At 71.9% G+C, this 6,371-nt stretch carries 7 protein-coding genes; 5 read left to right on the top strand and 2 right to left on the bottom strand.

Annotated elements, in window-relative coordinates; all coding sequences use genetic code 11:
- Nucleotides 1-30 precede the first annotated feature (30 nt).
- Both HWD93_RS17985 and HWD93_RS17980 read right to left on the bottom strand, forming a co-directional pair.
- Nucleotides 31-1,362 (bottom strand): bifunctional o-acetylhomoserine/o-acetylserine sulfhydrylase, encoded by a 1,332-nt coding sequence (locus HWD93_RS17985; protein ID WP_071302567.1) that lies wholly within the window; start codon nt 1,360-1,362, stop codon nt 31-33.
- 272 nt (nt 1,363-1,634) lie between these two features.
- Nucleotides 1,635-2,720: an acyltransferase family protein gene (locus HWD93_RS17980; RefSeq protein ID WP_071296184.1), complete on the bottom strand. Its 1,086-nt coding sequence runs from the start codon at nt 2,718-2,720 to the stop codon at nt 1,635-1,637.
- 80 nt (nt 2,721-2,800) lie between these two features.
- On the opposite strand from HWD93_RS17980, the gene HWD93_RS17975 reads away from it, so the two are divergent.
- From HWD93_RS17975 to HWD93_RS17955, 5 genes are all read left to right on the top strand, one after another.
- Complete coding sequence (locus tag HWD93_RS17975; RefSeq protein ID WP_071296185.1) at nt 2,801-3,577, top strand: SDR family oxidoreductase; 777 nt, start codon at nt 2,801-2,803, stop codon at nt 3,575-3,577.
- Nucleotides 3,578-3,677: 100 nt separating this feature from the next.
- A complete protein-coding gene (locus tag HWD93_RS17970; protein WP_175473674.1) occupies nt 3,678-4,211 on the top strand; it encodes a phosphoribosyltransferase in 534 nt (177 codons plus the stop codon).
- Nucleotides 4,208-4,927, top strand: coding sequence for a Type 1 glutamine amidotransferase-like domain-containing protein (locus tag HWD93_RS17965; RefSeq protein ID WP_229085615.1), 720 nt, complete (start codon nt 4,208-4,210; stop codon nt 4,925-4,927). Before HWD93_RS17970 ends, HWD93_RS17965 begins: the two co-directional genes overlap by 4 nt.
- Nucleotides 4,928-4,931: 4 nt before the next feature.
- Nucleotides 4,932-5,615 carry a uracil-DNA glycosylase gene (locus HWD93_RS17960; RefSeq protein WP_261647554.1) on the top strand — a complete coding sequence of 228 codons (684 nt, stop codon included), beginning with the start codon at nt 4,932-4,934 and terminating at the stop codon, nt 5,613-5,615.
- A gap of 10 nt (nt 5,616-5,625) precedes the next feature.
- Nucleotides 5,626-6,228: a GNAT family N-acetyltransferase gene (locus tag HWD93_RS17955; protein WP_070416352.1), complete on the top strand. Its 603-nt coding sequence runs from the start codon at nt 5,626-5,628 to the stop codon at nt 6,226-6,228.
- Nucleotides 6,229-6,371: the final 143 nt, after the last annotated feature.

The following is a 6,371-nucleotide window of genomic DNA, read 5'->3' as shown; positions in this document are numbered from 1 at the left end:
CGACAGCCCCCGCGCCCGGCGCCGGGGCCGCTACGCGCGCTGGCCCTCCTGCGCGACCGCACGGGCCGCGGCGAGCCCGGCCTCGAGGTCGGCCTTGAGGTCCTCGACGTTCTCGATCCCCACCGACAGCCGCACGAGCCCCGGCGTGACCCCGGTGGTGAGCTGCTGCTCGGGCGTCAGCTGCGAGTGCGTGGTCGACGCCGGGTGGATGACGAGGGAGCGCACGTCGCCGATGTTCGCGAGGTGCGAGAACAGCTGCAGGTTGTCGACGAACGCCTTGCCGGCGGGCACGCCACCCTTGAGCTCGAACGACAGCACGGCCCCGACGCCCTTCGGCGCGTAGCGGTTCGCCGCGGCGTACCAGGGGGAGGTCGGCAGCCCGGCGTAGGCGACGGTCGCGACGTCCGGGTGCCTGTCGAGCCACTCGGCGATCTCCTGCGCGTTCGACACGTGCCGCTCGATGCGGAGCGACAGCGTCTCGATGCCCTGCAGCAGCGCGAACGCGGTGTCCGCCGAGTTCGACGCACCGAGGTCGCGGAGCAGCTGCACCCGGGCCTTGACGATGTAGGCGAGCTCGTTGCCGACGGCCTCGGCGAAGACCGCGCCGTGGTACGAGGGGTCCGGCGTGTTGAACTCGGGGAACTTGTCGGGGTGCTGCGACCACGCGAACTTCCCGGAGTCGACGATGATCCCGCCGATGACGGTGCCGTGCCCGCCGAGGAACTTCGTCGCCGAGTGCACGACGATGTCGGCACCGTGCTCGAACGGACGGATGAGGTAGGGCGTCGCGATCGTGTTGTCGACGATGAGCGGCACGCCGGACTCGTGGGCGACCTCGCTGACACCGGTGATGTCGAGCACGTTGATCCTCGGGTTGCCGATCGTCTCGGCGAAGAACAGCTTCGTGTTCGGTCGGACCGCGCGGCGCCACTCGTCGAGGTCGTCCTGGTCCTCGACGAACGTGGTCTCGATGCCGAGCTTCGCGAGCGTGTACTTGAACAGGTTGTACGTGCCGCCGTAGATCGACGACGAGGACACGATGTGGTCTCCGGCGCCCGCGATGTTGAGCACCGCGTAGGTCTCCGCCGCCTGGCCGCTCGACACCAGGAGCGCCCCGGAGCCGCCCTCGAGCGCCGCGATCCGCTGCTCCACGACGTCGTTCGTCGGGTTCATGATGCGCGAGTAGATGTTGCCCGGCTTGGCCAGAGCGAAGAGGTCACGGGCCTCGTCGGAGTTCGCGAAGACGTACGAGGTCGTCTTGTAGATCGGTGTCGCGCGGGCCCCCGTGGTCGGGTCGGGCTGTGCGCCGGCGTGGATCTGCGTGGTCTCGAACCGCCACTGGGCGGCGTCGTTCTGGGTCATCTCGTGCTCCTGTCCGGTGGCGGTCGTCGGGTCGTCGGGTCGCCCAGCGCTCGGCCCAGGAGGCGCGGCGCGGCTGTGCGTCGCCCGTCACGGTACGCAGGTGGTTGCGTCGGCACCAGCGCGCCCGCCTCGGGACGTAACGACCGAGGCGGAGGCGAGCCGCGCCTCCTGGCCCGCGCCGCACTGTGCGAGGTTCCGCGCGCCGTGGGACGCTCGTTCCCTCGCACCGTGGGCGGAGGCTCGCACAGTACGGACGCGCGGGCGCAGTCTCACTACTCGCGGCGGAAGAGCCAGCGCACGTTCGGTTCGAGGAGCCAGCGCATCCCCCGGCGGACGAACGGCTGGGCGAGGAACAGACTCACCGCGCAGGCGATCGCCACCATGAGCAGCACGTACGGCCACGCCGAGTGCTGCCCGGCGAGCACTCCGGACTCGCGGATCGGGTAGAGGACGAACGTGTGCAGCAGGTACACGTACATCGTCGCCGCGCCGAACTGCGTGATCCAGACGTTCCGACGGGGCACGAGCAGCAGGAACGACGCGGTGAGGAGGGTCGCCAGCAGCATCAGCCCGAAGCGGACCGCACCGGCCCACCAGGCGTCCTCGCCGAGGCCCGAGTACGAGTCGTCGTAGAAGAACCAGTGGTGCAGGTCGAACTGCTTGAACTGCGGGATCCAGATCGCACACGCCACCGCCCACGCCACGAACACGGCACCGGCCGCGATGCGCACCCGGACCACGATCCGCCGCGGAGCCTCGTACCAGCGGTCGAAGACGCCCCACTGCTTCACCTGCCAGCCGAGCAGGAAGAACGGCAGGAGGCTGATCGCTCGCGACAGCGAGAGCGTGGAGTCGACGTTGTCGAAGTAGCCGACGCCGATGCTGAACACGACGGCCCAGAACAGCGGCCATCGGAGCTGCGCGAGGTACGGGAGGATCAGCTTGAAGATCCCCAGCGCGAGCAGGAACCAGAGGGTCCAGGTCGGCTGCGTCGGGTTGAACTTCTTCCCGCCCTCGACCAGGGCCTGCACGACGGTCCAGATCGTCTGCATGATGATGTACGGCACGACGATGTCCGTGATCGTCCGGCGCATGCGCTTCGCGGTCGGGGTGTCGGCGGAGGAGAAGTACCCGCTGATGACGCCGAACGCCGGCATGTGGAACGCGTAGATGAAGGTGTACAGCGCGAGGGCGTGCTCGCTCGCCGCCGTCTGGCGCTGGATCGCATGGCCGATCACCACGAGCGTGACCGCCAGGAACCGCGCCGTGTCCCACATCGGGATACGGCGCTTCGCACGTCCGGGCTCGAGCTGCGAGGCGGGCGCCGAGGGCGCGGGAGGGGCGGCGTCCGTCGTCATCGCCCGTCACGTTACCCGATCGTGACCTTGCCGGATCGGTACGGTTGGGACATCCCACCCCGTCCCTCTGGAGGAAGCACATGGCATCTCGTCGCGCAGTCGTCACCGGAGCGAGCTCGGGCATCGGAGCGGCGACCGTCCGACTGTTCCGCGCGCACGGGTGGGACGTGCTCGCCGTCGCCCGCCGTGCCTCGAAGCTGGAGGCGCTCGCCGGGTCGACCGGAGCCGACGTCCTCGTGGCGGACATCACGAGCGCCTCCGACGTCGAGGCGCTGGCCGCCCGTGTCGACGAACTCGGGGGAGCGGACGTGCTCGTGAACAACGCCGGCGGTGCCTTCGGGTCCGCGTCGGTCGAGGAGTCGGACGTCGAGGACTGGCGCGCCATGTTCGAGGTGAACGTGATCGGCACGAAGCGGGTCGTCGCGGCGTTGCTCCCGCACCTCCGGCGGCGTGCGGCGGCCGCCGGGAGCGCCGACATCGTCACGGTGACGAGCACGGCCGGGCACGTCGCGTACGAGAACGGCGGCGGGTACAACGCCGCGAAGTTCGCCGAGCACGCCCTCGTGGCCGCGCTCCGGCTCGAGCTGAACGGGGAGCCGATCCGGGTCGTCGAGATCGCGCCGGGCCTCGTGAAGACCGACGAGTTCGCCCTGACCCGGTTCCGTGGCGACGCGGAGAAGGCCGCGGCGGTCTACGACGACGTGCCGGAGCCGCTCGTGGCCGAGGACGTCGCCGAGGCGATCGTGCACGCGGTCGAGCTGCCGGCGCACGTGAACCTCGACCTCGTGACGATCCGCCCGGTGGCGCAGTCGGCCCAGCACAAGCTCGCGCGGGGGAAGCTGACCCCGCGGGTGTGATCCCCGCGGGTGCCGCGCACCCGGCCCGCACCCGTCCCGCACGCGCCCGGGCCGCACGTGCGGGTCGCGGGCGCGGGGTCCGTGCCGGTACCGTTGTCGGATGCCGATCAGCAGCGAATCCGGGTCACCCGCCCAGGCTCCCTCGACCGTGACCGTGACGAGCGGGCCCGAGGTGCTCGGATGGCTCGAGTTCGGTGACGCAGCACGCCTGCTCGCCAAGGACGTCCTGTCCTCCGGCTTCGAACCCGAGGTCGTCGTCGCCGTGGCCCGCGGTGGGCTCATCATCGCTGGTGCGGTCGCCTACGCCCTCGGCACCAAGGAGTGCGGCTCGATCAACGTCGAGTTCTACACCGACGTCGAGCAGCGTCTCGAGGAGCCGGTCATCCTGTCGCCGGCGCTCGACGCCCCGAGCCTCGCCGGCAAGCGCGTCCTCGTCGTCGACGACGTGTCGGACTCCGGCCGGACCCTCCGCCTGGTGGTCGACATCATCCGGAACGCCGGCGCCGACGTCCGCAGCGCCTGCCTCTACTCCAAGCCCGGCACCGTGCTCGAGCCGGACCACGTCTGGCGTCGCGTCGACGGGTGGATCACCTTCCCGTGGAGCGCCCTCGCGCCGGTGACGGCCGAGTCGTGAGCATCCACCTCGTCGGCGGCGGACCCTTCGCCGCCTCGGACGCCGCCGCGCCCTTCGTCGCCGAGGCCACGGTCCGCTCCGCAGCCGTCGGCCGCACGGTCCCGCGCATCGCCCTGCTCTCCGTCGCCGACGGGTCCGGTGCGAGCCCGTCCAGCACGGCCGACATCGGCGAGGTGCTCGCCGGTCCGCGCACGGCCGAGGTCCTCGTCACCGAGATCGCTGCCGGTCAGGTGTTCGACACCACGGTCCTGAGCGACGTCGACGCCCTCGTGGTCGGCGGCGGGGTCACGCCGGACTACCTCGACGCCGTCGCCCCGCTCGTCGACCAGATCCGCCTGCTCGTCTCCGACGGCCTGCCCTACCTCGGCTACTCGGCCGGCGCGATGATCGCCGCCGATCGTGCCCTCGTCGGCGGCTGGCGCATCGGCGGCGTCGAGATCTGCCCCGAGGAAGCCTCCGAGGGCCTCGACGAGGTCGAACTCCGCGAGGGGCTCGGCCTGGTCGACCTGACGATCGACGTGCACGCCGTCCAGGCCGGCACGCTCGCCCGGCTCATCGCGAGCGCCGAGGCCGAGTTCGTGACCGCGGGCCTGGCGATCGACGAGGACACCACGCTGGTCGTGGGCGAGGGCGCCCTCGAGGTCCGCGGCACCGGCAGCGTCTGGCGCGTCGTCGCCGGCGAGGACTCGGTCGCCGTCGCCACGATGGGCGCCTAGCCCCGTGCAGGCCCGACCGCTCGTCGACCTCGTCGACCCCGGCTGGGCCGAGGCACTCGCCCCGGTCGAGGACGACGTCCACCGGATGGGCGACTGGCTCCGTGCCGAGATCGGTGCCGGTCGGCAGTACCTCCCGGCCGGGGAGCACGTCCTCCGCGCCTTCGCCGAGGCGTTCGACGACGTCCGGGTCCTCGTCGTCGGACAGGACCCGTACCCGACGCCCGGGCACCCGATCGGCCTGTCGTTCGCGGTCGACCCGCACGTGCGACCCGTCCCGCGCAGCCTGGCGAACATCTACCGCGAGCTCGAGGCCGACCTCGGCGTGACGCCGCCGGCGCACGGGGACCTGCGGGCGTGGTCGGCCCAGGGTGTCCTGCTGCTCAACCGCGTCCTGACCGTCGAGGCCGGAGCCGCCGGCAGCCACCGCGGGAAGGGCTGGGAGGCCGTCACCGACCAGGCCGTCCGTGCCCTCGTCGCCCGCGGGAAGCCCCTCGTCGCCGTGCTCTGGGGTGCGCAGGCAGCGTCGGTCCGGCCGCTCCTCGGGGACACCCCGGTCGTCGCGTCCGCCCACCCGAGCCCGCTCAGCGCCTCGCGCGGGTTCTTCGGCAGCCGCCCCTTCTCGCAGGTGAACGAGCTGCTCGTCGCCCAGGGCGCCGAACCGGTCGACTGGACCCTGCCCACGGCATAGGCTCGGACCCGTGCTCGAGGAGGAATACCAGCGACGGCGGGTCCTGCCGCGACACCTGCGCGCCCCGGTCCCCGCCGAAGCCGCGTTCACCTACACGATCCGGGCTGCCGAGCCCAGCGACCTCCCCGACGTCCGCGAGATCCACACGCACTACGTGCGGAACTCCTCGGTGACCTTCGACCCGTCGGCGTTCACGTTCGCCGCGTGGAAGCGTCGGTACGACGAGATCCGTCGTCGGGGTCTGCCGTTCCTGGTCGCCGAGAACCCCTCGGGGCAGGTGCTCGGCTACGCGCTCGTCGACCCGTGGAACCCCCGCGACCGTTCGAACCGCGTCGTCGAGGACTCGATCTACCTCGGTGCCGCCTCCGGCGGGAAGGGGCTCGGGCGGGCCCTGATGGAGGCGCTGATCGACGAGTGCCGTTCGGCCGGCGTCCGCGAGGTCGTCGCCGTCATCGCCGACCGCCAGGCCGAGGCGTCGATCCGGCTCCACGAGCGGCTCGGCTTCGAGGAGGTCGGCCGCATGGGGAAGGTCGGGTACAAGTACGACCGCTGGCTCGGCACGGTGACGATGCGGCTGCGCCTGCGCGGGCCGCGCCTCTTCGCGCGCGGGTAGCGCGCCCGGCCGACGTCGAGGTCGCACGATCGGCCGCTTCCGGCGTGCGCGCGCGGCGTGTTGCGCGACCTCGGCGGAGAGCGTGCGGCGTGTCCTGCGACCCGGCCACGGTCGGACGGGAGGCGCGGGTCGGCCCCGCACCG

The sequence above is a fragment of the Curtobacterium sp. C2H10 genome (assembly GCF_025407985.1).
Classification (GTDB): domain Bacteria; phylum Actinomycetota; class Actinomycetes; order Actinomycetales; family Microbacteriaceae; genus Curtobacterium.
This window is presented reverse-complemented; position numbering and strand designations above follow the sequence as displayed.